Annotated in this window: 19 protein-coding genes; 5 read left to right on the top strand and 14 right to left on the bottom strand. The window is 64.6% G+C overall.

What is annotated here, in order from left to right:
* The 11 genes from ACLP2E_RS07215 to ACLP2E_RS07165 form a co-directional block, all read right to left on the bottom strand.
* On the bottom strand, positions 1 to 1,276 hold a 1,276-nt coding region (locus ACLP2E_RS07215; RefSeq protein WP_442465520.1), incomplete at its 3' end, for a 4Fe-4S binding protein.
* On the bottom strand, positions 1,240 to 2,073 hold the full coding sequence (locus tag ACLP2E_RS07210; protein WP_442464377.1) for an FTR1 family iron permease: 834 nt from the start codon (positions 2,071 to 2,073) through the stop codon (positions 1,240 to 1,242). The genes ACLP2E_RS07215 and ACLP2E_RS07210, both read right to left, overlap by 37 nt.
* A 9-nt stretch (positions 2,074 to 2,082) precedes the next feature.
* On the bottom strand, positions 2,083 to 2,421 hold the full coding sequence (locus ACLP2E_RS07205; protein WP_442464376.1) for a cupredoxin domain-containing protein: 339 nt from the start codon (positions 2,419 to 2,421) through the stop codon (positions 2,083 to 2,085).
* Position 2,422: 1 nt separating this feature from the next.
* Positions 2,423 to 2,986: an iron transporter gene (locus ACLP2E_RS07200; protein ID WP_442464375.1), complete on the bottom strand. Its 564-nt coding sequence runs from the start codon at positions 2,984 to 2,986 to the stop codon at positions 2,423 to 2,425.
* 78 nt (positions 2,987 to 3,064) lie between these two features.
* Complete coding sequence (gene addA / locus ACLP2E_RS07195; RefSeq protein ID WP_442465519.1) at positions 3,065 to 6,532, bottom strand: double-strand break repair helicase AddA; 3,468 nt, start codon at positions 6,530 to 6,532, stop codon at positions 3,065 to 3,067.
* Positions 6,529 to 9,624: a double-strand break repair protein AddB gene (gene addB, locus ACLP2E_RS07190; RefSeq protein ID WP_442465518.1), complete on the bottom strand. Its 3,096-nt coding sequence runs from the start codon at positions 9,622 to 9,624 to the stop codon at positions 6,529 to 6,531. Before addB ends, addA begins: the two co-directional genes overlap by 4 nt.
* Positions 9,625 to 9,727: 103 nt before the next feature.
* Positions 9,728 to 10,453, bottom strand: coding sequence for a nucleotidyltransferase family protein (locus tag ACLP2E_RS07185; RefSeq protein WP_442465517.1), 726 nt, complete (start codon positions 10,451 to 10,453; stop codon positions 9,728 to 9,730).
* Positions 10,450 to 12,000, bottom strand: a complete 1,551-nt coding sequence (tsaE, locus tag ACLP2E_RS07180) for a tRNA (adenosine(37)-N6)-threonylcarbamoyltransferase complex ATPase subunit type 1 TsaE (RefSeq protein ID WP_442464371.1) — start codon at positions 11,998 to 12,000, stop codon at positions 10,450 to 10,452. The genes ACLP2E_RS07185 and tsaE overlap by 4 nt, the downstream gene beginning before the upstream one ends.
* Positions 11,997 to 14,528 carry an ATP-binding protein gene (locus tag ACLP2E_RS07175; RefSeq protein ID WP_442465516.1) on the bottom strand — a complete coding sequence of 844 codons (2,532 nt, stop codon included), beginning with the start codon at positions 14,526 to 14,528 and terminating at the stop codon, positions 11,997 to 11,999. Before ACLP2E_RS07175 ends, tsaE begins: the two co-directional genes overlap by 4 nt.
* A 178-nt stretch (positions 14,529 to 14,706) precedes the next feature.
* A complete protein-coding gene (ahcY, locus tag ACLP2E_RS07170; protein WP_442465515.1) occupies positions 14,707 to 16,119 on the bottom strand; it encodes an adenosylhomocysteinase in 1,413 nt (470 codons plus the stop codon).
* Between the two features lie 88 nt (positions 16,120 to 16,207).
* A complete protein-coding gene (locus tag ACLP2E_RS07165; protein WP_442465514.1) occupies positions 16,208 to 16,651 on the bottom strand; it encodes a group III truncated hemoglobin in 444 nt (147 codons plus the stop codon).
* Positions 16,652 to 16,927: 276 nt separating this feature from the next.
* On the opposite strand from ACLP2E_RS07165, the gene ACLP2E_RS07160 reads away from it, so the two are divergent.
* The 5 genes from ACLP2E_RS07160 (at position 16,928) to ACLP2E_RS07140 (ending at position 20,342) form a co-directional block, all read left to right on the top strand.
* Positions 16,928 to 17,173 carry an acyl carrier protein gene (locus tag ACLP2E_RS07160; RefSeq protein ID WP_294535058.1) on the top strand — a complete coding sequence of 82 codons (246 nt, stop codon included), beginning with the start codon at positions 16,928 to 16,930 and terminating at the stop codon, positions 17,171 to 17,173.
* Complete coding sequence (locus ACLP2E_RS07155; RefSeq protein ID WP_442462976.1) at positions 17,170 to 18,390, top strand: beta-ketoacyl-[acyl-carrier-protein] synthase family protein; 1,221 nt, start codon at positions 17,170 to 17,172, stop codon at positions 18,388 to 18,390. Before ACLP2E_RS07160 ends, ACLP2E_RS07155 begins: the two co-directional genes overlap by 4 nt.
* 49 nt (positions 18,391 to 18,439) lie before the next feature.
* On the top strand, positions 18,440 to 18,814 hold the full coding sequence (locus ACLP2E_RS07150; protein WP_442462977.1) for a hypothetical protein: 375 nt from the start codon (positions 18,440 to 18,442) through the stop codon (positions 18,812 to 18,814).
* Entirely contained in the window at positions 18,811 to 19,233 is a 423-nt protein-coding gene (locus ACLP2E_RS07145) for a MaoC family dehydratase (RefSeq protein ID WP_442465513.1), read from the top strand. Before ACLP2E_RS07150 ends, ACLP2E_RS07145 begins: the two co-directional genes overlap by 4 nt.
* Positions 19,234 to 19,334: 101 nt before the next feature.
* Positions 19,335 to 20,342 (top strand): complex I NDUFA9 subunit family protein, encoded by a 1,008-nt coding sequence (locus tag ACLP2E_RS07140; protein WP_442461318.1) that lies wholly within the window; start codon positions 19,335 to 19,337, stop codon positions 20,340 to 20,342.
* Positions 20,343 to 20,372: 30 nt separating this feature from the next.
* Here the strand turns inward: ACLP2E_RS07140 and ACLP2E_RS07135 are convergent, their stop codons facing one another.
* From ACLP2E_RS07135 to hpf, 3 genes are all read right to left on the bottom strand, one after another.
* A complete protein-coding gene (locus tag ACLP2E_RS07135) occupies positions 20,373 to 21,074 on the bottom strand; it encodes a sulfate transporter family protein (protein ID WP_442461319.1) in 702 nt (233 codons plus the stop codon).
* Positions 21,075 to 21,096: 22 nt separating this feature from the next.
* Positions 21,097 to 21,564, bottom strand: coding sequence for a PTS IIA-like nitrogen regulatory protein PtsN (ptsN, locus tag ACLP2E_RS07130; protein ID WP_442461320.1), 468 nt, complete (start codon positions 21,562 to 21,564; stop codon positions 21,097 to 21,099).
* 147 nt (positions 21,565 to 21,711) lie between these two features.
* Entirely contained in the window at positions 21,712 to 22,308 is a 597-nt protein-coding gene (gene hpf, locus ACLP2E_RS07125) for a ribosome hibernation-promoting factor, HPF/YfiA family (RefSeq protein ID WP_442461321.1), read from the bottom strand.
* Positions 22,309 to 22,380 lie beyond the last annotated feature (72 nt).

The raw sequence follows: 22,380 nt of genomic DNA, 5'->3' as shown, positions 1-22,380 counted from the left end.
TCGCGCGTAAAACTCCGACGAAGGGGAGGACGATTCCTTCCGCCTTGAGCATGGTGACGGTGAGCGAGGACAGGCCGAGAAAAACGCCGCAGCCCGCGACTGGAATCAAAGCCTGTGCGAGATGATGGAAACGCGGCCAGGACCATTTTCCGCAAACCCGCGCCGCGGCGGCGACGCAGAGGCCGGCCGAAAGCCCGATCAAAGCTGCTACGCCCAGCACGTAAAGCACCAGCACAAAACCGTCGAGCGGCGTCATCGTGTCGTTGAGATCGGGATAATTGGTCAGCATGTACCAAGGCAGCGCCGGCTCCAGCGGCCAGATCAGGCCCCAATCGACCAGTCGGTCCGCCAGGCCCTGACGAATGGCGACATAGAGCGCGGAGCCCGACCAGTGGAAGGCGCCCGCCGCCACGCCGAGCAGGCCGAACAGGATCAGCGCGCTTTGCCATTTGTTCGGCATGTCGCCGGCGACATGAACGATCTCGAAATTGGGAGAGCGCCGCGCCAAAGTCACCGCGCCGCGAAAATCCGCGCAGCGTCCGCACATATGGCAGGCGCCCGCGCCGCGCATGGTGCGCACCGCCACCAGCGGGGCGCAATTAAACGTCTCCAGATGGGTTCCGTGCGGCTTTTTCCACGAAGACCATTGCGGCGGATCGACGCGGAAATGCAAAGGCGACAATTTGGCGAGCAGGTTGAACACGCCCGTCACTGGGCAGAGAAAACGGCACCACACGCGCTTGTTGCGGCCCCACAGATAGCCGACCGCCATGGCCGCGACGGTCGAGCCGCCGAGCACCACCAGAGCGGGGCCGGGATATTGATAGACGCTGGTCAGCTGCCCGTAGATGGTGGTGAGGACGAAGGCGAGGAAAGGCCAGCCCTTCCATTGCAGCCAATGCGGAATGGCGCCGCCGCGCCCGTGCTCGGACATGCGCTCGCTCAAGGCGCCCTCCGGGCAGAGCAGCCCGCACCACAGCCGCCCGACGAGCACCATCGACAGCAGGACGAAAGGCCACCACAGGCCCCAGAACACGAATTGCGCGAACAGGGTGAGATTGGTCCAGATATGCGCCGCGCGCGGCGGCAAGGGCAGCACGGCGGGAAGGACCAGCAGCGCGACATAGGCGACGACCACGCCCCATTGCACGCGGCGGATCGCGCCCTGGTGATCGCGGAGCCAGAGGCCGACGCGCGCCAGGACAGCGTCGATTTTCGGCGCCGCGCCCGGCGCGCGGGTCAGCGCGTATGGGTCGTGGGTCGAAACAACAGCCATGCCATCGCTCCCCAATAGGCAAGAAACACGAAAATCTCGGTGAGGTCCGGCCGCGCCCGCCAGCCGGTCAGCGAAGACAACAGCCCACCCAGCGCGCCGCCGTCCGAGAGCAGGCCGGAGGCGTCCCACAACCGCCCGGAAAGGCGCGGCAGCAGCCCCAGCGCCACCAGATTGTCAGCGGCCGTCAAAAGCAGCGCGCCGGCGAGCAGCAGCAGCAGGATCTCGGTGACGCGGAAGAACAGCCGCCAGGACAGGATCTTGCTCCCCACCTGCAACAGACCGTAAGTGGCGACGGCGAGGCCGAAACCGGCGGCGGCTGCGAGACTGGTCGCGGCAAGGGCGCCGTTGCGCGCGGCGGAAAGCGTGCCGGCGAGGAAGACCACGGTTTCGCAGCCTTCGCGCGCCACGGCGACGGCGGCGAGTGTGAACACGCCCCACCAATTGGCATTGTCGGCGGCGCGTTGCAGCGCGGTTTCGAGATCGCGCTTCAAAGTGCGGCCGTGGCGGCGCATCCACAGCACCATCTGCACGATCAGGCCGGCGGCCAGAACCATCAGAAGGGTCTGGAACATCTGCTGCCTGTCGTCGTCGAGCTGGTCGCCGAAAAAAATCATCGCCGCGCCGAGCAAGGCGGCGGCGACGAGGCCCGTCGCCACGCCCGCCCAGAGATAAACGCGGCCGCGCGAAGCAGCATCGCTTCCCTGCTGGCCGAGCCAGGCCTGCAAGATGCCGATGACCAGCAAAGCCTCGATGCTTTCGCGCCAGACGATGAAGACGACATTGCCATATTGTCCCAAGACCGCCTCCTATTTCGCGACCAGAACGGCCGGCTTGGCGTCGGGATGAAAATCGTCGAAAAAGTCGTATTCGCCCGGATCGAGCGCGCGGATCACCAGGACGGAGGTCGCGCCCGGCGCCAGAACCTTTTCCTTGCGCAATTCGCGGCTTTCGAATTCGGCCGGGCTCTGGCCCTTGTTGACCAGTTCCAGTTCCAGCCGGCGATGGGCCGGCACTTCCAGCCTTTGCGGCGTCACCTGCCCATCGTTGAACTCGATGCGAAAGGCCGCCTCGTCTTCCGCGCCAACGGAACAGGCGAAGAACGCCGCGAAGGTCGCGGCGGCGAGGCGGAATTTTGCGCGCGACATCTCAATAAGCGCCCTTTTTGCCTGTCCCGGCGTAAGTGAATTCGAATTCCGCGTCGAAAGGTTTGAACCATGGCCCGACACCGGTTTCCTTGTCGACATGGCGGCCAAAATGGCTGTGCGGATCGGAGCCCGGCGGCGAAATATGCAGTTTCAGCTTGTAGCGGCCGGGGCCCATCATCTTGACGTTGTCGCCGTAATGCGGCCCGTCATTGGCCACCATGGGCATGAAATCGCCCGAGCGCGTCTCGGCGCCGCCCTCCTTGGTCAAGGCATAGGTGACGACGAGATAGGGAACCCAATCTCCCCTCGCAAAGCCGTTGGGATTGTCCTTGTCGGCTTTGATGTCGGCTTCGAGATGGACATCCGAGTCCTTGGCGTCGCGCATCATGCCGGGCGGCTCCATCTCGATCGGCTGGAGATAGACCGCGCCGATTTCCATGCCGTCGATCGCCAAAGGCTTGCCGACCGGCGTTTCCTTGGCGAAAGCGGGCGCGGTTGCCAAAGCCAGCGCGGCGCCAAACCCGAAAGCGACAAAACAACCCAGTTTTTGCGACGAAAACTTCATTCCATAAGGCTCCTGTTGTCGCCAAAGTCATGCAGGCGGAGCCATGTCGCAAACAAATCCGCGTTGTTTAGATATTTTCTAAATCTGTGGCGCGGGGGCTTTTCGCAACGCCACGGCCAAAGCCGCGTCGAGGCTCAATGCGTCGATTTCCTCAACCACCGGACCCGAGGTGTAAATCAGGAAACAGCGGATGTTCCTGCCGGGATAGAGCAGGGCGACGGCGGCGCGATAAAGCGCCATTTGCGTGACATGAGCTGGCGCCCCGGCTTTCGCCGCGCCGGTCTTGAAATCCGCGATCCAGATCGCGTCGCCCTGTTCGGCCAGTCGGTCGATGGCGCCGGCGATCTCGACAAAGCCGCCGCCCGGCTTTGCAAGCCTCGCCGCGATTCGCGCCTCGGCGATGGAGCTCCCGCCAAACAAGGGCGCCAGACGCGGATCGTCGAGCACGCGCAAAACCTTTCCGGCCAAAGCTTCGGCGCGGACCGGTTCGATTTGCCGCGCGGCTAATTCACGAAAAACCGCCTCGCGGCGGAGAGCCGGCGCAACCTCGGGCAGGAACTCAAACAGCCGATGCATCAGCCGTCCCTCTTCCAGCGCCTGCAAACGGCTCGCGGCGACAGAAGCAGCGGCGGAAGCATCCTCGGCGCCGTCCAACGCGCCGGAGGGACGCAGGGGCGGCGGCGCGGAAAATTCCGCTGGCGCGGGAGCGAAAAGCCAGGCGGGCGGCGTGGCGGGCGCGCTTGAAGCTGCGGGCGCGTCGGCGGCCACGGGCGGCGCCTTGGAGGCCTCCGGGCCAAAGCGCAACACCTTGTCCTCGCCGCCCCAGGGCGCTGGGGTCACATAGCTTTCGGGCGCCAGCGCGTTGGCGATCATCGCGCGCCAGCTGTCCGGCGAAAGCTCTTTCTTGCCGCGATGGCCGGCGATATAGAGCCGCTCCTCGGCGCGGGTCATGGCGACATAGAGCAGGCGGCGATATTCCTGCGCCGCCGCATCGCGCCGCGTCTCCCGCGCCCGCGCTACAATCGCGCAATCGCGGCCCTTGTTCGGCGACCACACCGGAAAAATCCGGCCGTCCGGCGCTTCAACCGGAAACAGCTTGCCGTCATGATTGCCGCCTGGCGCGCCGGAGACGTCGGGGAGGAAAACGATCTTGCCTTCGAGGCCCTTGGCGGCATGGGCGGTCATCACCCGCACGTAGGATTCCGACATGTCCATGTCGCGCTTGATCGACACGTCGAGCGCCGCGACTTCGGCGAGAAAGGCGCCGAGCGACGGCGCGCGGCAGCGCTCGTGCGCCTGGGCGAGATTGAGGAATTCATCGAGCGCGTCGCCAGCCTCCGGCCCCAACCGGGCAAGAAACGCCCGCCTGCCGCCGCGCGGGCCAAGCAGACGGGCGTAAAAGGCGAAGGGCGGCAAAGTGCGGCCCATCTTGCCCAACAGGTCGAGCAAAGCGCAGGCGGCCTGGACCTTGGCGCCCTGCGAAGCCAGCATCGCGTCGTGCAGCGAGCCTTTGCGCTTCGGCGCGAGGGCGATGAGATCGTCGTCGTCAAAGCCGAACAGGGGCGTCTTCAGCGCCGTGGCGAGGGTCAGGTCGTCCTGGGGCAGCAGGCTGGCGCGGCCGATCGCTACGAGATCCATCACCGCTATATGTTCGGCCAGTTGCAGCCGGTCGGCTCCCGCGACGGGCACGTTTTTTTCTTTCAGCGCGCGGATCATCGCCTCGAAAAAGGCGTCGCGCCGGCGCACCAGAATCATGATGTCGCCGGGGCGGATAGGGCGGCATTTTCCGTCTGCGACAACAGCCTCGCTAGAGCCGGGCTCCAGCCAGCGGCGAATGCATTCGGCGATCCTTCGCGCGCTGGCGACCGGCGGATCGGCCTGGTCGGAAAAGTCGAGCGGCAGGCGCCAGTCGCGCCTTTCCGCCTGCTCGGCTTTTGCGATCACGTCCCAGATTTCGACGCGCGAAGGCGCCTCGCGCTTGAGCGCCTGATGCACCGTGAGCTTATTGTCCGCCTGCGCCGAAAGGCCGCGATAATTTTCAGGGATCGAAAAGACCTTGTCCACGGCTTCGAGGACGCCGGGCGCCGAGCGGAAGGACAGGGTCAGTTCAACCGGCTCGAAACGCTTTCGCGCACTCTCGGCGCGGCGCTGGAAATCCAGCTTCTTGCGGGCGAAAAGCTCCGGCGCTGCGCCTTGAAAGGAGAAGATCGACTGCTTTTCGTCACCGACCGCAAAAAAGGTGCGCTCGCGTTGATTCTGTCCAACGCCGGCGAAAAAATCCTCCGAAATGCGGCTGAGGATTTTCCATTGCGCATCGCTGGTGTCCTGCGCTTCGTCGACGAGAATGTGATCGATGCCGGCGTCGAGTTTCTGCAGCACCCAGCGCGCCGAAGAACGCTCGAAAAGTTGGCGCGTGCGGGCGATGAGATCGTCGAAATCGAGGAATTGCCGTTCCGCCTTGAGTTCCTCGTAACGGTCGAGAATGGCGTTGACGATCAGACTCAGCGCCAGCGTGCGCTGCGCCGCTTCCGCCGCCTTCATTTTTTCGCGCAAGGCGACCAGCCGAGCCTGTTCCCCCACCAGTTCGCGCAGGACTTCGGGATGGGCGTCGGCCAGTTTATTGGTCAGAAGTTTCTTGGCAGGCTCGCCTTCCTTGGTGAAATAAATCGCGAAGATTTTTTCCAGCGCATCGTCGAGACGTTTGGCCAGCCAGTGCCCGTAGGCTTCCGAAAACTGCACGCCCTTCTTTGCGTCATTGGCCGTTCCGCCAACCAGACAGGCCGCGAAATCCAGCCAGCGCGCCGGCGCCATGCCGCCCTCCAGCATGTCGCGCAAAACGCTTTCGGGCGTATCGTCCGGACCGAGCCCCAGCGTCAGCCGCAGGGCCCTGTCAGCCCCCAGCGAGGCGGCGGCGCGGAAGTAGGTCCTTTGGCGCAGGGCCTCGTCGAGAAGCTTGGCGAAGACCAGCCCGGCGTCTTCCGCGACCTGTTCCAGCGCCGCCGCCAGTTTCCCGTCGTGCCGCGCCCGCGCGAAAACTTCCTGCTTGGCGCGGGCGATCAATTGCGCTTGCCCGACCTCCTCGATGATCGAAAAACCCGCCGCGACATTGGCCTCGAAAGGCGCCGCGTGCAGCACCCTCTCGCAAAAGGCGTGCAGGGTCTGGATTTTCAATCCTCCCGGCGTTTCCACAGCGCGGGCGAAAAGTTTTCGCGCGAAATCGAGCCGATGTTTTTCGCGTGGCCTTTCTTCGCCGGTGGCCTCGATGGCGTCGGCCAAAGCCTCGTCATCCAGCGTCGACCAGCCGGCCAATTGCCTGAAAACCCGCTCGGCCATATTCGCCGCCGCCGCCTTGGTGAAAGTAAGGCAGAGGATGCGTCCCGGCGCAAAACCCGCCAGCAGCAGGCGGATCACCCTTTGCGCCAGCACATGGGTCTTGCCGGATCCCGCATTTGCCGACACCCAGGCGGAAGCGGCCGGGTCGGAGGCGCGCGCCTGAAGCGCCCGCGTCGATTCCGGAATTGTGCGCGGATTCTTTGGCGTGCTCATCCCTCGTCTCCGCCGGTCGAATCCGCGCCCGAAGCCGACCATTCGCGGGTGCGCGCCAGATGATCGTAGTCGTTGTAGCGCGCGGCGAATTGCGGGAATGGCCGCGCCGGATAGCCGTGCGCGGGATTGCGGAAATGGTTCAACAGGCCGACGAGTTCGTCGAAATGCTCGGCGACCAGATCGGAGAAGGGACCCTTTTTCGGATCGTCGAGATTTTGCGGCTTGGTCTTGTCGCCGCCGAGCGGCAGATAAAACGCCGTCTCGACCTTGCGCGCCGCGACGCCGCGAAAAGCGCCGCGCTCCATTATCGCCGCTTCTAAAGTCAGCTGCGGCGCGAAGCCCGCGCGCACCTCCTTGTTGCTCGGCGGCTTGCCGGTCTTGTAATCGACGATGACCGCGCCGCCGTCTTTCATCAACTCGATGCGGTCGGCCTCGGCGGTGAGCGAGAATTGCGAGCCGTCGTCGAGCGTCAAGGGCAGCTTGCCGCCGGTCTCGACGACAATCGTTTCGATATCCGGGCGCCGCTTCGCCTCGAAGGCGAGATAGGCCTCCAGTCCCCGCACCAGACGCGGCCAGCGAAAACTCTGGAATTCGGCGTCGTCGGCGAAGTTCTTGAGCTTCTCCCTCGCTTGAGCGATGAGTATCTCGCGCGCCTTTTCCGGCAGAGGCCCGCTGGGATGGAGCTGCACGAATTCTTCGAGAACTTCATGCATGGCGTTGCCGATTTCGCGCGGCCCGGGATCATATTCGAGCCCTGGCAGGGGCAGAAGCTCTAAAATGAATTCGGCATAGATCGCGTAGGGATCGCGGCGCAGCATTTCGATGCGTGTCACCGAAAGCCTGTCCGGACGCAATTCCAGCGGCGGACAGGGCGTCGGCCGCGCCAGCGGTTTTTCCGACGGCGCCTCGTCGACCTTTCGCGCGAGGTCGAGCCAAAGGCGGCCGCGCTCTCGCAAGGATGCGAACATGTTGGCGCCGGCCAAAGCCTCCATGCGTTGCAGGAAACGAGATGGCGTGGTCGGCGCGCCGCCGCGTTTTTTCGCGCGCGTGAGGATCACTTCGGCAGCGCCGAAAGCCTGGACGAAATCATGCGCCGTCTGGCCGATGCGCCGGTCGGGCGAAGACAGGCCCAAAGTCGCGCGGAATTGGCGGTTGAGAAAGGAATCCGTTTCTCCGCGCGGCGGCCACACCGTCTCGTCCAGCCCCGCCAGCACCAAACGGTCCGCGCCGATCAGACGGGCCTCCAACAGGCCGAGAATTTTTACGCGGGGATGCGCGCGTGACGGGCCGCGCAAAATCCGCTCGTTGATCAGCGCGTCGAAAAAGGCGGCGTAGCTCTCAGGCCGAAAGGTGAAGACCTCATTGGCGCTGAGGAAAAGTTCATCGAACATTTCCGCCAGCGCCTCGCCATCCTCGCCGCCGGGAAACAGCGTTTCGTCGCCTCCGACGATCAGTGCAATCGCCTTTTTATGGGCGTCCAGCCAAGGTCTCAAACCCGTCTCGCGGCCTTGCGCCAAAGCGCGCAAAGGCGTGAAAGCCGCATCGATTTTTTTCGCGAGAACTTCCAGCGCCGCCCAATCGGAGTCTGAAATCTCCTTTTGTCGCGGATGTGCGTGGCGGTCGCGCGAAGCCGCGCGGGCCGGCGCGACGCAATCGGCGAACGCCGCCGCCTGAAAGCCCGAACGCAGCACGCCGATTTCGAACAGGGCGCAAAGCCGTTCCGCCCCGGTTTCCAGCCCGAGCGAGAAATCGGGATGGGCGATGAGCGCCGCCCAATCGTCGGCGCCGCCGCAGAGCGCGGCGAGGATCAGCCGCGCCAGCACGCCGGCGCGCGAGGCGCCAAGTTGCGAGCCGCCGGAATCGTCGATCTCGACATTCCAGCGCAACAGTTCCGCACGCACGCGCTCGGCCAGTCCGCGATCCGGCGTCACCAGAGCCGCGGTGCGTCCGGGCCGCTCCAAAGCCTCGCGCAGATTGACAGCGATGGCCAGCGCCTCCTCGCGCTCGTCGGCCGCCTCGATCAGGGCGACGCTGGCCAAGGCCACCGCCACTTCGCGCGCATCATGTCGCGTCCGCCAGAGCGGCCAGAGGTCGGTGCTGTCGGCGGGCCGAAAAGCCTCCGAGACGAATTTTTCGCGCGCCGCCATCCGGGGCGGCGCCTCGCCGATGGCCACGACATTTTCGCGGGTCACGCCGATCGTTTCGATCAGCCGCGCGAGAAAAGCCTGAGGATGGGTGGCGCAGGGCTCATCGCCACCCCGGATGGCGGCAAAGGATTTTTCATCGAGATTCTGGTCGAGGCCCGGCAGCACCACGGCGCCGTTTTCAGCATGGGCGATGGCCGCCAGCAATCGTGCGGTGACGACATTCGAGCCGGTCGAGCCGATGGCGATCACCGGAGCGGGGTCGCCCGCGACTTTCTCGATGGCGCGCGCGATCAGCGCCTGCTGGCGTGCGGCCAGATCGACAAGGCCTCGCTCGAGAAGGATTTGCGGCCATGCCTTGATCGCTATGTCGAGGAATTTGAGGGTGATGCGCCAGTAATCGTCGAATTCGCCGCCGAGCGATTCGAGTCCGCGCCATTCGACATTTTCGATGATCATCTCGTCGATCAGCGTCGCAAGTTCGCCGGAAAGGCGCCAGGCGTCGGCGGGATGGGTCGCTACCAGCAGAGTCTCGGAAGCGTGACGCACGGCTCCGTCGGCGTCGACCGAGACAATGGCGCGTTTGAGACTGCGCGCCCAAGTGAGAATGAGTTCGCCGAGAATCATCCGGCGTTCTATTTCTCCCACGGCGCGCGGAATAAGCGGATCGAGCGGGTTGTCGAAACCGGCCTCCCCGTTTTCTCCGTCGAGCGCGCCGAGGGCCAGGATTTTCGGCAGCAGCATGGCGGGCGTTTGCGAGCGCCGGGCCAGTTCCGCCGCCAGGGCCCGGCCGGCGCGCCGCGTCGGCACATAGATTTTCGCCTTGGCGAGAGCGAGGGGGCCGGAGTCCCTGCCGAGGCCTGGGATGATTTTGCCGTCGAGAAAACTTTCCGCGAAAGTCGCCAGGAAAGGCGCGCCCGGAGCAATGGTGAATACGCGCGGCGGCACAGGCTATCCCTCGTCGAGTCAAGAACGCCGAACGATGGCGTTCGCGCCCACTCTCCCCGGGAGGACGGGGAAAGGGGGCGCCACCTACGCCCGAAACCTCGCCTTACACCGTCGCGGCGCTGGCGTATATCTTTTCAGCCTGCTCGATCATTTCCGGCTCGCCGACGTGCAGCCATCGGCCCTCCAGGGTCAGGCCGAACAGGCGTCCCCGTTCCGCCGCCGCGAAGAAAAACGGCGCGAGACGAAAGGGCTCCAGCGGGCGATCGGCAAACAGCGAGCTTTTGATGATCCCGACGCCGGAATAAACGAAAGGCGCCGTCTCGCCCGGTCCCGGCCGCCGCAGCCGCCCCTGCGCGTCGCGACAGAAATCGCCGCGCCAGTCGACGCCGATGCTGGTGCGGGTCTCCGCCAGAAGCAGCAGCACGTCCATTCTTGCGCCGTCCCAGGCGCGCGCCAGCCGCGCGACCTGCGGCTCGCTCTCGCCGACCCACAAGGCGTCGGTATTGCAGATGAAAAACGGCTTGCCGTGGAATTCGTCCAGCACCTTGACGATGCCGCCGCCCTGGTCGAGCAACTCGTCGCGCTCGTCGGAAATTTTGATCCTCGGCGCCGTGCGGTCGCGCAAATGATCCTCGACCTGGTCGGCCAGCCAATGGACATTGACGATGGCCTCCTCGACCCCCGCCTCGTCGAGCCGGTCGAGCATGTGATCGAGCATGGTCCTGCCGCCGACGCGCACCAGCGGCTTCGGCACGGTCAAAGTGATCGGCCGCATCCGCGTGCCGAGCCCGGCTGCGAAGACCAGCGCCTTTTGCGGCCTCGCGCTCATGAGGAGGCTCCTTGGGTCTCATTGGCGAAAATCTGCGGCATGGCGGCGTCGAACCAGTTTTTCAGATCGGCCAAAGCCGGGTGGCCCAGATTTTTCCGCAGGTAATTCTTCACCCGGGGGATATGGGCGAGATAGTGCGGCTTGCCGTCGCGCTTGTCGAGCCGGGCGAAAATCCCCAAAATCTTGCTCGAACGCTGCGCGCCCATCAGGGCATAGGCGGCGGCGAAGGAGGCCATGTCGAATTCCGGCTGCGCTTGTTTGCGCGCCCGCGCGTAATGGCCCAAAAGCTTCAGCTCCAGATCGTCCGGCACGTCCACCCGCGCGTCCTGCAGCAGCGAAACCACGTCATAGGCCGCCGGTCCCAGCACGCAATCCTGGAAATCCAGCAAGCCAACCCGCCGCACGCCCTCGCGTTCCGCCAGCCAGAGCACGTTGGGCGAATGAAAATCGCGCAGGGTCCAGCTTGTCCGCTCGGCAAGCAGCGGCGTCAGCAGGCTGCGCCAGATGTTTTCATATTGCGCCCGCGCGCCGGAGGCGATGAGCCGGCCGCCAAGATGCGGCGCATACCATTCGGGCAGAAGATCGGCCTCGATCATCATGGCGTCGAGATCGTAAGGCGGGATCTTGTAGGTTCCGCCGTCGATCGGCAGCTCTCCCGGCAGCTCCCGGGCGTGCAATTGCGCCAGCAACGCCACCGCTTGCGCGTAGCGCTCGGCGATCGGCCCGTCGGGTCCGACCACGCCTTCCGTTCCGAAATATTCCAGCACCGCGAAGCCGGTTTCGAGATCGGCGGCGTAGATTTCCGGCGCAGACAGGTTTTCCGCGCGCAAGGCCGCGTCCACGGCGACGAAGGGACGGATATTCTCGGCAAGATGGGCGATGGCGCTGTAAGGCCGCCCGCCGCGCACCGGCGGCCCGTCGGGACGCGGCGGCGAAATCATCAATATGGCCTTTTCGCCGCTCGGCTTGGTCAGCAGCTCGTAGACGCGCGAAGAAGCGTCGCCCTGCATGTGCTGGCGCTCGGCCTCCGTCCAGCCCGAGCGCTCCAGCACCGAATGCGCGCCGCGCTTGGAAAGCAGCCTTTGCGCCATGGCGCCGTGACCGGTGATTTCGGCGCGGCGATAGTCCGGACCGCGCCTTGTATCGGTGAAAAGCCTTACGTCGAGCCGGTCGCCGGTAAGGGCCGAGCCGGCGCGCTCCGCCCATTCGACCAGCACCAGCGCGCCCTCGGCCGCCTCGTCCCAGCCAAGCTCCGCCAGTTCGGACGGATCTTTCACCCGGTAGAGATCGGCGTGAACGATCGGAAAGGCCGTGCTGTCGTAAATCTGCATCAGGGTGAAGGTAGGGCTCGGCGCCTCCAGCTCGGGATCGCCAGTCAGGAAGCGGATCAGAGCCCGCGCGAAAGTGGTTTTCCCGGCGCCCAGTTCCCCGGACAGTGTCACCAGATCGTCGGCGCCGACCAGAGCCGCCACCTCGCGCGCCAATCCTTGAGTCGCCGCCTCATTGGGCAATTCGGCGCGCCACACCGGCGCGATGACGGAATTCATGCCTCGTCCCTCGCATCGTCGCTCTCTAGCGGGCGCCGGTACAAGCCGGCGGCAGTCAAAGGAAACTGGCCGGCTTTAACCAATGGGAACAGGCATGTCACCACCGTTCCTTCGCCCGGCGCCGAATCGATCAGCACCTTGCCGCCGTGCCGTTCGACAAAGGCGCGCACGATCGACAGACCGAGGCCGACGCCGCGATGGCGCGACTGCAGCGTATGGCTCTCGAAACGGTCAAACACCTTGTCGAGCAGTTCCGGCGGAATGCCCCGCCCCTGATCGGAGACCTTGAATACGATTTCGCTATCGCGGCGCAAGGCGGCGAGGGTCACCGTCTGGCCCGGCTCGGAAAAGCCGATGGCGTTGGACAGGAGATTGAACAGGATCTGGCGGACGCGCTTGCCATCGGCCTGGAAGGCGCCGATGCCGTCGGTGGTGACAACCGACAATTCGACATGGGACTCGGCCAGCCGGTCCTGCACGCCCGCCGCCGCCTCCTCGATGGTGCGCTCGATATCGACTTCGCCGAGCTGCAACTCCATGGCGTCGCGGTCGATGGTGGCGAGATCGAGAATGTCGTTGATGATCGCCAGCAGCGCCGCCGAGGATTTCATCACATAGCCGGCGTATTCCCGCTGCTTCTCGTTGAGCGGGCCGACGCCTTGGTCGCCGAGCAGCTGGATGAAGCCGATGATATTGGTCAGCGGCGAGCGCAGCTCATATGAGACATGGTGGACGAAATCATTGCGCAATTGCTCGGCGGCGAGCAGGGCCTGGTTGCGTTCGGTCAGCGCGCGCTCGACGTTCACGCCGTCGGTGACGTCGATAAAGGTGAGCAAAGTGCCCCCATCCGGCAGCGGCGCGGCGGCGCAATCGACGATCGAGCCGTCGCTGCGCGCCATCCGCCGCTGAAACCCCATCCGCGCGTCATGCAGGCCCGCCACCACCGAGCGCAAATCGGCCCAGGCGCCTTCGTCCGGCAGAAGCGGCTTGCAGGCCGCCGTCACGGCGTCGATATGCGGCTTGGCGGCGAGTTGCGCCACCGGCAGGCGCCAGATGCGGCCGAACGCCGGATTGAAGAATTTCAGGCGCCCGTCGGCGCCGAAAACGGCAACGCCTTCCTGCAGGGCGTCGAGCGTCTCGCTCTGCACCCGCGCCAGGGCGTTGTATTGCGATTCCAGATTGAAACGCTCGGTGACGTCGTCGAACAGATAGGTGACGCCGCCTTGCGGGTTCGGATCGAAGCCGACGCGAAGCGTCCGCCCGTCCGGAAGGTGCCAGACCTGTGGCGCAGGGTCGAGATTGTGATAGACCTCGAGAAGCGAGCTTTTCCAGGCGCGAAAATCGGCCTGTTCCGGCAGGCGGCGGTCGGCGCGCAACTGGTCGAGAATTTCCGAATCGCTCGGACGCTGGTCGAGAAAGACCTGATCGAGCGACCACAGCTGGCGATAGGCGGCGTTGGCGAACACCAGCTTTTTCGAGTGGTCGAAAATCGCAACCGCTGTGGCGAGCTGGTCGAGCGTCCGGATATGCGACTCCATCTGCCGCGCATGATCGGCGCGTAAATTTTCAAGCTCCGAGAGATCGTCGGCCATGCCGGCGGCGCCAGTCGACAGCGGCGCGTCATAGACGTCCATCAGCCGCCTTTCGCCGGCCACCACGACCGGCAGGCGCTGGCGGAAGATTTCGCCGGATTCGCGGGCGCGCAGGGCCGTCTCGCGGGCGCCCCGGTCGAGCAGTTCGAGATCGCGGTCGATGGCGTCGCGCGGGGTTTTCGCGTCGACGGCGCGGGCGTAAGCCTGATTGACCCAGTTCAGCCGCTGGTCGGCGCCGCGCATCCATGCCGGATGCGGCGACAGGTCGAGCAGCCCGCGAAAAATTTCGAGCTGGGCTTTCTGCTCGGCCTGGTCCTCGCGCAGCCGCACGAGTTCGAGCCGTTCGCCGGAAACGTCGCGCACCCGCATGACGACGCGGCTGCCGATGGCGCGGCCCTCCGCCTCGAGGTAGCGCCCGTTGAGTCCGACCAGATCCTGACAGAAACCCTGGCCGCGTTCGCGCAGCCGTACGACGTTGGCCTCCAGCGCCTGAGCCTCATCAGGCGGCAGCCAGGCGCCGAAGCCAAGCGCCTGGCGCGGCGATGGCGTGTCGATAACCAGGGTCACGTCGCCCTCGATGTCCGGTTCACCGCTTTCGCCGCCCCAGACCACGACGAATTGCGTCTCTGCGGCGAGAAAGGCGCGCGCCCGCTCGGCCGCCTGCCGCGAACGCTCGGCCTCGGCCAGAAGCTCCGCCTCGCGCCGGCTCCAGTTTTTACGACCTGCGAGCAGCAGCAGGGAGGCGCCGGCGGCGAAAACCACCAGGCCGGCGCCGAGCGACAGGCCGATCAGCCCATTGGCGCCGTCGAGATGCGCCAGCGAGGAAAAGGTCTGGGCGCGGGTCCCGGCGGAAAACGCCGCCGGCGAGATGGCGAAAGCCGCCGCGAGACGCAGGCGCGCCCATCGGTGCGCAATCTGGCTGCCTCGCTTTTGCATGGACCAAGGTTTCTCCTGCCTTCGCCGGGCGGTCCCGCGCGAATCACCCTCAATTTAGCCTCTCGATTCATGGTTAAGAAAGGGGAACGAAAGGTAAAACGCCTCCGTGACGAGTCACGGAGGCGCGGCAATTTTTTGGCAGCCATCGGTCAAACGGCGAAACCTGAGCGAAAACCGCTCAGTAGCGGTAGGTTTCGGGCTTGAACGGCCCCTCGACCGGCACCGACAGATAAGCGGACTGGGCCGGGGTCAGCGCGGTCAGCTTCACGCCGATCTTGGCGAGATGCAGCTTGGCGACCTTTTCGTCGAGATGCTTGGGCAAGGTGGTGACGCTTTTGCCGTACTGGCCCTGCTTCGTCCAAAGCTCGATCTGCGCCAGGGTCTGGTTGGTGAAGGAGGCCGACATGACGAAGGACGGATGGCCAGTGGCGTTGCCGAGATTGACCAGGCGGCCTTCCGACAGGAGGATGATGCGCTTGCCGTCGGGGAATTCGACCTCGTCGACCTGTGGCTTCACATTGTGCCATTTGAAGTTCTTGAGGCCCGCGACCTGAATTTCCGAGTCGAAATGGCCGATGTTGCAGACGATGGCGCGATCTTTCATCGCGCGCATGTGGTCGACGGTGATGACGTCGATATTGCCGGTGGTGGTGACGAAAATATCCGCGCGAGAAGCCGCATCCTCCATGGTGGTGACTTCATAGCCTTCCATCGCCGCCTGCAGCGCGCAGATCGGATCGACTTCCGAGACCATGACGCGGCAGCCGGCGTTGCGCAGCGAAGCCGCCGAGCCCTTGCCGACATCGCCGAAGCCCGCGACCATGCCGACCTTGCCGGCCATCATCACGTCGGTGCCGCGGCGGATGCCGTCCACCAGCGACTCACGGCAGCCATAGAGATTGTCGAATTTCGACTTGGTCACTGAATCATTGACGTTGATGGCCGGCCACAGCAGCTTGCCTTCCTTCTCCATGATGTAGAGACGGTGGACGCCAGTGGTGGTCTCCTCGGTCACGCCCTTGATGGCGGCGGCGTTGCGGCCATAGAAACCGGGGTTGCCCTTCAACCGCTTCTTGATCGCGGCGTAGAGCACTTCCTCTTCCTCGTTCGAGGCGGTTTCGAGGAAGGCGATGTCGCCCTGTTCGGCGCGCAGGCCGAGATGGATCAGCAGGGTGGCGTCGCCGCCGTCGTCGAGGATCATGTTCGGCTGGCCGCCGTCGCTCCATTCGAAAATGCGGTGGGTATAGTCCCAGTATTCCTCGAGGCTCTCGCCCTTGATGGCGAAAACCGGCGTGCCGGCGGCGGCGATGGCCGCGGCGGCGTGGTCCTGGGTCGAATAAATGTTGCACGAGGCCCAGCGCACGTCGGCGCCCAGAGCCTTCAGCGTCTCGATCAGCACCGCGGTCTGGATGGTCATGTGCAGCGAACCGGCGACGCGGGCGCCTTTCAGCGGCTGGCTAGGGCCATATTCGGCGCGGGTCGCCATCAGGCCCGGCATTTCCGTTTCGGCGATGGCGATTTCCTTGCGGCCCCAATCGGCCAGGCCGATGTCGGCGATGACAAAATCGTGCGGAATATGGCTGGTGGACATGGCTTACCGATCCTCATGAATTTCGCGTTCTATAGCAGGCAGGCGCGGGACAGGCAATAAAGATATAAGCAACTCTTTATATGACTTCCTAATCCTCGCGACGCCCCTGCAACGCGCGAAAATCCAGCGCCTTGTCGCCGATATTGAGGCCGAGCTGGAAACTTTCGGCGATGCGATGGGCGCGGGCGACGAAAAAAGCCGCTCCAGCGGGCGGCAGCACGTCGCGCGCCGTCGCCTCGAACAGGGCGAGCCAGGCTCCAAAATGCCGGGGTTCGAGACCGAGCGCCATATGGGCGGGCAGGGGCCGGCCGCTGTAGCGGCCTGTGCGCAGGCCGATCTGCGACCAGAAGTCGGTCAGCTTGGCGATATGCTCTTCCCAATGTCCGGCGAGTTTTTCTTCGAAAATCGGGCCAAGCAGCGGGTCTTTGCGGCCGCGGCTATAAAATTCGCGCACCAGATTTTCAATCATCGCCTCGGTCAGGCCGGAGGGCGGTTCGTCGTTCAGGGCGCGGGCGGCAAGCGGATGGGCCATGTTTCCTCCACCGAAGCGGGCCGCGCCTTGCTCGCTCGGCGGCTTGATTTTGCAGCTTATAATCGCCCGGAAAACGAGAAGCAAAAAATTGTCTTGGTCCAGCGACGCCTAACTTGCTACATGGGGGAGCGTCGGCCCGCCTTTCCGCGAGCCTTGCCGACGCTCCCGGCGACCTGGGCGGGCGCGCGCTTGGCGCGACGCTCCGAACGGCGGAGGGAAATCAATACCGCAATCAGGGGTGCGCCAGTGAATTCGGCTACGAACGAAACGCAATCCATGACCAGCGAAATCATCGACGTGATCGCCACCGAGGGCATGATTCCGCGCGAAAAACTCGAAGACGACGCTACGATCGAAAGCCTGGGCTTGAAATCGATCGATATCGTGATGATCCTCACGGCGATCGAGGAAAAATTCGACGTCTACATCCCCATGGACGGCTCCTTCCAGGAAGCGAAGGATCTCAAAGGGCTGGTCGACGCGATCAGCGCCCATATCCTGCGTGAAAAAGCCGCCAAATGAATCATAGACGCGTTGTGGTCACCGGCATGGGCGCGGTGTCGGCCGCCGGCAACGGGGCCGAATTGTTGTGGCGCGCCGCCCGTGACGGCAAGTCCTGCACTGGCCCGGTCGCGGTGCGCCAGCCCTATGGCGGCCGCATCAAGATCAGCGCCCAGGTGCGCGATTTCGACATCGAGGCGCTGCTCGGACCCAAGATCGCGCCCTTCTCCGATCAGTTCACCGCCTATGCCTTGGTCGCCGCCGACGAAGCCGTCGCCCAGGCCGGGCTGGACCCCGAAGCGCGCCAGGGTTCGCGCTGCGCCGCCCTGCTCGGCACCGGGATTGGCGGCATGAACACCGTGGACGACGGCATTTTCAACGTCTATTTCGCCAACAAGCGACCCGAGGCGCTGACCGTCCCCCGCCTCATTCCGAGCGCGGGACCGTCGCAACTCTCCATGCGTTTCGGCGCCACCGGCCCCTGTTTCGCCGTGGCCAGCGCCTGTTCCTCCGGCAGCCAGGCGGTCGGCCTCGCCTTCCAGATGATCCGCGCCGGCATGATCGACCGCGCCATCGTCGGCGGCTCCGAAGCCTGCGTCACCAATGGTTCCATGCGCGCCTGGGAATCCTTGCGCGTCTTGACCCCGGACTTCTGCCGGCCCTTCGCCAAGAATCGCAACGGCATGGTGCTGGGCGAGGGCGCGGCGATGTTCGTGATCGAGGCCGAAGAGATAGCGATGGCGCGAGGCGCCACGCCTCTGGCCGTGCTGGCCGGTTACGGCACCAACAGCGACGCCCTCGATCCGGTGCGTCCCGACGCCGCCAGCGCCAGCGCCTGCATTGACATGGCGCTCGAAGACGCCGGCCTCAGGCCGCAAGACATCGACTATGTCAACGCCCACGGCACCGCCACGGTGATGAACGATGTCACCGAAGCCGACGCGCTGAACCGCACTTTCGGCGCCCATGTCGAAAAGCTGCTGGTCTCCTCGACCAAGCCAGTCCACGGCCATGCGCTCGGCGCCGGTGGGGCGCTGGAGCTTTTGATTTCGATCATGGCTTTGCGCGAAAATATCGCGCCGCCGAACCTGAATGTCGAAATCCAGGATCCGCAATGCGCGATCCGTCTCGTCGGGCCGAAGGCGGTCGAGACGCCGATGCGCGCGGTTTTGTCCAATTCCTTCGCTTTCGGCGGGATCAACGCTTCGCTGATCGTGACGCCCGCCGCCTCGGCCTGATCCGATGGAGAGCGGCGCGCCATTCGTCCAGCGAACCGGACCTTTGCGCGTGACTCCTTCGGCCGATGCGGTGCGGCAGTTTCGCCGCCAGACCGGCTGGGGCGAGGCCGAGGGGCCGCCGCCCGCCAGCTTTCCCGTGGTGTGGATGCGTCTGCCCGAAATCGGCGAACCCATCCGCGCCGCCGCGCAAGAAATCGGCTTGCCTGTGCATGAGGCGCAGCTTTTCGATTATGTCCGGCCGCTGGTGACCGGAGAATATTACGATCTGATGCTCGAATTGCGGCGCGAAGCCGATCCGGCAAGGCTGATCGCCACCGCCGACCTTTTCGATCTTGACGGCGTCTTCGTCGGCCGCTCCATCTCCACGCTGCGGCTGATCGATCCCGAATCCCTTCCCGCGCCCTTACGGATGGCCATGCCATGAGCCTGGATTTGTCCGCGCCGCATCCCGGCGAAAAGCTGCCGCCGCTGGTCGTCGGTCCTTTTCACGCCGCCGATCTTGCCGCTTATGCCGACGCCTCCGGCGACAGCAATCCGCTGCATCTCGACCTGCCTTTCGCGCAAAGCTTCGGCTTCACCTCGCGCCCGGCGCATGGCATGCGGCTGCTGGCGGCTTTCGAGCCGCTTTTGCGCGACTGGCGGCCCGATCTGCTCCTGATTGGCCTGCGCGGCCAGTTTCTGACCCCGGTGCTTGAGGGAGAGACGGCGATTCTGACCGCCCGCGTCGCCAAGATCGATCTTTCGGGCGAGAATTTCGTCGCCATTCTGCGGCTGATGGTCCAGACCCAAAGCGGCGCCCCGGCGCTGGTGGGCGAGGCGCGGATGACGCCGCGCGCAAATTGACCTGTCGTGTGCGCTTGGCGAAGAGTCGGATGGACGCGCGGCTGCGTTTTGACTAATCAGACAAGGCGTGCGCGCGCGGCTCGAATCGAAAGCCCTTATCGATGACCGAAGTTCTGGACCCCACCGATCGCATCATCACCCTTTTCGGCGGCTCCGGCTTTATCGGGCGCCATCTCGTGCGGGCCCTGGCGCGCGACGGCTGGCGCGTCCGCGTCGCCACGCGACGTCCCGATCTCGCCTTCCATCTCCAGCCGCTCGGCCGCGTCGGCCAGATCCATGCGGTCCAGGCCAATGTCCGCTATCCCGACTCGCTCTCGCAAGCGTTGCGCGGCGCAGATGCGGCGGTCAATCTGGTCGGGATTCTCGCCCCCTGGGGTAAGCAGACCTTCGATTCCGTGCAGGCCGAAGGCTCGTCCGCGGTCGCCCGGGCCGCGCAGGCGGCGGGAATCAGCAATTTCCTGCATTTTTCGGCCATCGGCGCCGACGCCGAATCCGCTTCAGCCTATGCGCGCACCAAAGCCGAGGGTGAAAAGGCGGTTCTCGCCGCCATGCCCTCGGCCAGGATCCTGCGTCCCTCGGTCGTCTTCGGCCCGGAAGACCAGTTCTTCAACCGTTTTGCCGCCATGGCGCAAAAAATGCCGGTGCTGCCGCTGATCGGCGGCGGAGAGACCCGGCTGCAGCCGGTTTATGTCGGCGATGTCGCCGAAGCCGGCGCGCGGCTGTTGCGCGGCGCGGGCGCGGCTGGCTCGACCTATGAGCTTGGCGGCCCATCGATCAAGACGATGCGGGAAATCTTCGAATTCGTGCTGGCGACGATCCATCGCCAGCGCCCACTGGCCTCCTTGCCCTTCGGCGTGGCGGGAACCATCGGCGCCATTACCGAAACCCTGAACAAATTGCTGCTCGGTCTGATTCCGGCGGAATTTTCCATCACCCGCGACCAGGTGGAGCTATTGCGCCACGACAATGTGGTTTCGCAGAAAGCCATCGCCGAGGGCCGCACTTTGGCCGGCCTCGGCCTGACCCCGGAATCGGTCGAAGCGGTGGTCCCGGCCTATCTCTACCGCTATCGTGATCGCGGCCAATTCGCCGATGAGCGGGTGGTCTGAGAGGAACCCCGCCTCGGCAATGGCCCGACGTCAGAACGCCTGTCTGACGACGGCCTCTTGAGGCGCCGGAATTAGCGGCGGCGCCAGTCTTTTGTGTAGACGCGCCATCAAGGCGATGCCGAACAAGGGCGTCAGCAGGTTCAAAACCGGCGTGACAACGAACAAAGCGATGATCAGTCCGGCGGCGAACAAAGTCAGCCTGTGACGGCGACGCAATTCGACCACCTCGTCAAGCGGCCGGAATCGCAAAGCCGCCAGCTGAAAATATTCGCGGCTGAACAGATAGGCGTTGGCGACGAAAAACACCACGGCGTTGACCCCAGGCAATAGCCACAGGCAAAAAGCGCAGAAATTCACCGCCAGGGCGACCACCGCGAATTTCGCCGCCAGCCACAGCGAGGTCATTACCGGCGCAGGTGACCCGCGCAAACCGGGCGGATAAATATCGGCTTCGACATGTTCGGCCAGTTCATCGAGGAAATAGCCGGCGACCAGCATGGACACCGCGGGGATGAGAAAGATCAGGCCGATAAAAAGGCCAAGCGCCGCAGTGATCTCGATCAAGGCCTGCAGCCAGGGCGGTCCGCCCGCCGAGACCCAGATGGCGACGCGCTCGAGCATCAGCCCCAGTCCCGCCAGCAAAGCCAAGGTCAGCGCCAGCGATTTGAACAGCACGGCGCGGAAGGGCTTTGAAAAAATCTCGCGAAGGCTTGCAATCGCGTCATCGATCATGGCGCCCTCGCCCAAAAAAGCGTCAGGCCGCGTCGGATGACGACGAAGCTTGCGTCAGCAGGGCGTAAAGCGCCGGCGCCTCGCGAGTAGAGCGAATTTTCGCCACCGTAGCCGGATTGCGCAGTAGCCTAGCGATGATCGCCAAGGCTTTCAGATGATCGGCCCCCGCCGATTCCGGCGCGATCAGGGCGAACAGCAGGTCGACCGGCTGGCCGTCCAGCGCCTCGAAATCGATCGGCCGCTCCAGCCGCGCAAAAATGCCGAAAATGCGTGGCGCGTTGACCAGCTTGCCATGCGGGATGGCGATGCCCTCGCCAAGCCCGGTCGAATTGAGCTTTTCGCGCTGCATCCAGGCGTCGAAAATCTCCCGGGCGGGTAGCCCGGAGACCTCGGCGGCCTTTTCGCTCAATTCCTGTAGAGCCTGTTTTTTGCCGTTCACCCGGAGGGAAGGCAAAATAGCCTCGGGGACGAGAAGATTTTCAAGCGGCATGAGGACCGTTTTCCGTCAAGACGCAACTTGCGGCGCCAGCAATCGCAAAACGCGCGCCGGCGAGCTCGGCGCCCAAAAGCACATCGAACTCTGCGCGTTTCCCCGCAGAGGGCGCGCGCGTCAGTAGAAGCAAAAAACGAGCCGCGCTCACGCGGATCCTTTTTCGCCGCCGGTCGGATCGATCCAGCCGATATTTCCGTCAAGCCGACGATAAATCACATTAACGCGGCCAGAGGAAGCGTGACGGAAGGTGAGAACCGGCGCACCCGTGAGATCCAGCTCCAGAACCGCGGCCGAGACCGAAAGTTGCTGCAGCAGCTTGTCGGATTCGGCGATCACCGCCGGCTTGAATTCATGTTCCGAGGGAGCGTCCTCGACCTCGTCGAGCGCGCCAAGCACGGTATAGCGGATCGGTTCGCCGGGGATGGCGCCATTTTCGCGTTGCGCCGCGCTGCGATCCTTGAGCTTGCGCTTGTAGCGGCGCAGGCGGCTTTCGATGCGCGCCGCCGTCTGGTCGAAACTGGCGTAGACTTCCTGCGCGCGGCCTTCCGCTTGCAGGGTGACGCCGGAGGCGAGATGCAGGGTGCAATCGGTGCGATAGCCGGAGCCTTCCGGCTCGATGGTCACATGGCCGGCGACGGAGCCGTCAAAATATTTGCCGGTCGCCGCATTCAGCCGTTCGGAAACATGGGTGCGCAAAGCCTCGCCGATATTGATGTTCTTGCCTGAGATACGCAGAGCCATATTGGTGTTCCAGAGTTGTAAAGGGTCTTCCAGAGATTGCAGTAAGGTCGCGGACGCGGATGCTCCCTCAGC

Source organism: Rhodoblastus sp., from assembly GCF_052145335.1.
Taxonomy (GTDB): Bacteria; Pseudomonadota; Alphaproteobacteria; order Rhizobiales; family Beijerinckiaceae; genus Rhodoblastus.
The sequence above is the reverse complement of the archived record's forward strand: the minus strand, read 5'-3'. Positions and strand labels throughout refer to the sequence as shown.

What these genes read in the sequence shown, in the direction of transcription:
- ACLP2E_RS07205 (WP_442464376.1), bottom strand. Translation starts at nt 2,421, where the DNA reads ATGTCGCGCGCAAAATTCCGCCTCGCCGCCGCGACCTTCGCGGCGTTC.
- tsaE (WP_442464371.1), bottom strand. Translation starts at nt 12,000, where the DNA reads ATGAATTCCGTCATCGCGCCGGTGTGGCGCGCCGAATTGCCCAATGAG.
- ACLP2E_RS07135 (WP_442461319.1), bottom strand. Translation starts at nt 21,074, where the DNA reads ATGATCGATGACGCGATTGCAAGCCTTCGCGAGATTTTTTCAAAGCCC.
- hpf (WP_442461321.1), bottom strand. Translation starts at nt 22,308, where the DNA reads ATGGCTCTGCGTATCTCAGGCAAGAACATCAATATCGGCGAGGCTTTG.
- ACLP2E_RS07185 (WP_442465517.1), bottom strand. Translation starts at nt 10,453, where the DNA reads ATGAGCGCGAGGCCGCAAAAGGCGCTGGTCTTCGCAGCCGGGCTCGGC.
- ACLP2E_RS07140 (WP_442461318.1), top strand. Translation starts at nt 19,335, where the DNA reads ATGACCGAAGTTCTGGACCCCACCGATCGCATCATCACCCTTTTCGGC.
- ACLP2E_RS07155 (WP_442462976.1), top strand. Translation starts at nt 17,170, where the DNA reads ATGAATCATAGACGCGTTGTGGTCACCGGCATGGGCGCGGTGTCGGCC.
- addA (WP_442465519.1), bottom strand. Translation starts at nt 6,532, where the DNA reads ATGAGCACGCCAAAGAATCCGCGCACAATTCCGGAATCGACGCGGGCG.
- ACLP2E_RS07175 (WP_442465516.1), bottom strand. Translation starts at nt 14,528, where the DNA reads ATGCAAAAGCGAGGCAGCCAGATTGCGCACCGATGGGCGCGCCTGCGT.
- ACLP2E_RS07165 (WP_442465514.1), bottom strand. Translation starts at nt 16,651, where the DNA reads ATGGCCCATCCGCTTGCCGCCCGCGCCCTGAACGACGAACCGCCCTCC.
- ahcY (WP_442465515.1), bottom strand. Translation starts at nt 16,119, where the DNA reads ATGTCCACCAGCCATATTCCGCACGATTTTGTCATCGCCGACATCGGC.
- ACLP2E_RS07160 (WP_294535058.1), top strand. Translation starts at nt 16,928, where the DNA reads ATGACCAGCGAAATCATCGACGTGATCGCCACCGAGGGCATGATTCCG.
- ACLP2E_RS07200 (WP_442464375.1), bottom strand. Translation starts at nt 2,986, where the DNA reads ATGAAGTTTTCGTCGCAAAAACTGGGTTGTTTTGTCGCTTTCGGGTTT.
- ACLP2E_RS07145 (WP_442465513.1), top strand. Translation starts at nt 18,811, where the DNA reads ATGAGCCTGGATTTGTCCGCGCCGCATCCCGGCGAAAAGCTGCCGCCG.
- ptsN (WP_442461320.1), bottom strand. Translation starts at nt 21,564, where the DNA reads ATGCCGCTTGAAAATCTTCTCGTCCCCGAGGCTATTTTGCCTTCCCTC.